Raw genomic sequence first — 1023 nt, forward strand, 5'->3', positions numbered from 1 at the left:
CTGATATTTTCGAATCATCGTAGTGACCAGATCATCATAAGTGCGGTGAATATCTTGATAGGAGCGTCTTTTTACCTTGATATCCATCTGGTACGAATGGGAAGCGGCCTCTAGTTCAAATGTATATACGCCTCGCACACATTGTACGGACATACTCGTTACAACCCCATGGAACAGCCGTCTTAGCGATTGTCCCTGATCATCCAACTGACGAATCACAATCGGCTCTTGCTCCATATTTTGACCGATACAGGCTGCTCCTTGTTCTTCGGAGAGCAACCCACTGATATGTAAATAGGCATGATCATTAATCGTACGTGTTATTTTAAGTTGTTCGATGTGTTGTGGCTGAAAGGGACCATAAAAGCGTAGGCTTTCATAGCTGATCCCGTCTGATAATATGCTCAAGTGAGTTCATGTCTCCTTTCCAGATGTAATGGCTGTTCCAACCCCTAAGCGTTAATCCAGTTCCTGTCCGTCATTTTCGATTTGAATATGTCCGCAATACAGACACTGGTGGGTACAGTTTTGGGTTAAAGCGGGCTGACCTTCGATCCTCATGTCGCTTTTCCCGTTCAGCCAAGGCATCGTAAGGACAGGAATACATGGAGCTTTTTTCACTCCATAAATATCGACCATCTGACTGGCTTGTACAGCCGGATTCAGCGGACTGGAGCAATTTCCAAAAGATTTAATGTTTACTCCAGGTATATAATCCCCGATATTCATCTGTGCTTTATTTTTGACATACACGCCGTGGCTAAAAGGGCGCTTCAAACGGGTAGGCTGTGTACCATAACTACAGCTTAAAATCGCACCTGCCACCACGTAGCTTTTTTTCGCGCCTGTTCCAGGCTGCACACTAGCTTCTTTCATCCGCATTATTCCTCCTTCGTTGCCATTTCCACCTTTTGCACTCGAACACCTGTGAATGGACGGCGTAGCAGACTTTCCGCCACAGCCAGATCAATATAGATATGGGCTTCCAATAAGCCGGCGATCCGAAAGATGGGCGATTCGATT

1 protein-coding gene and 1 pseudogene are annotated in these 1023 nt (G+C 45.7%); both read right to left on the reverse strand.

The window, feature by feature from the left end; genetic code table 11:
- Positions 1–408, reverse strand: a pseudogene (locus JO375_RS05265) (contractile injection system protein, VgrG/Pvc8 family); the annotation flags it as partial.
- Positions 409–459: 51 nt separating this feature from the next.
- Positions 460–876: a DUF4280 domain-containing protein gene (locus tag JO375_RS05270; RefSeq protein WP_229523468.1), complete on the reverse strand. Its 417-nt coding sequence runs from the start codon at positions 874–876 to the stop codon at positions 460–462.
- Positions 877–1023: the final 147 nt, after the last annotated feature.

The sequence above is a fragment of the Paenibacillus farraposensis genome, from assembly GCF_020736845.1.
Classification (GTDB): domain Bacteria; phylum Bacillota; class Bacilli; order Paenibacillales; family Paenibacillaceae; genus Paenibacillus; species Paenibacillus farraposensis.

Excerpts from the sequence above, each read along its gene's own strand:
- JO375_RS05270 (WP_229523468.1), bottom strand. The coding sequence starts at position 876 with ATGAAAGAAGCTAGTGTGCAGCCTGGAACAGGCGCGAAAAAAAGCTAC.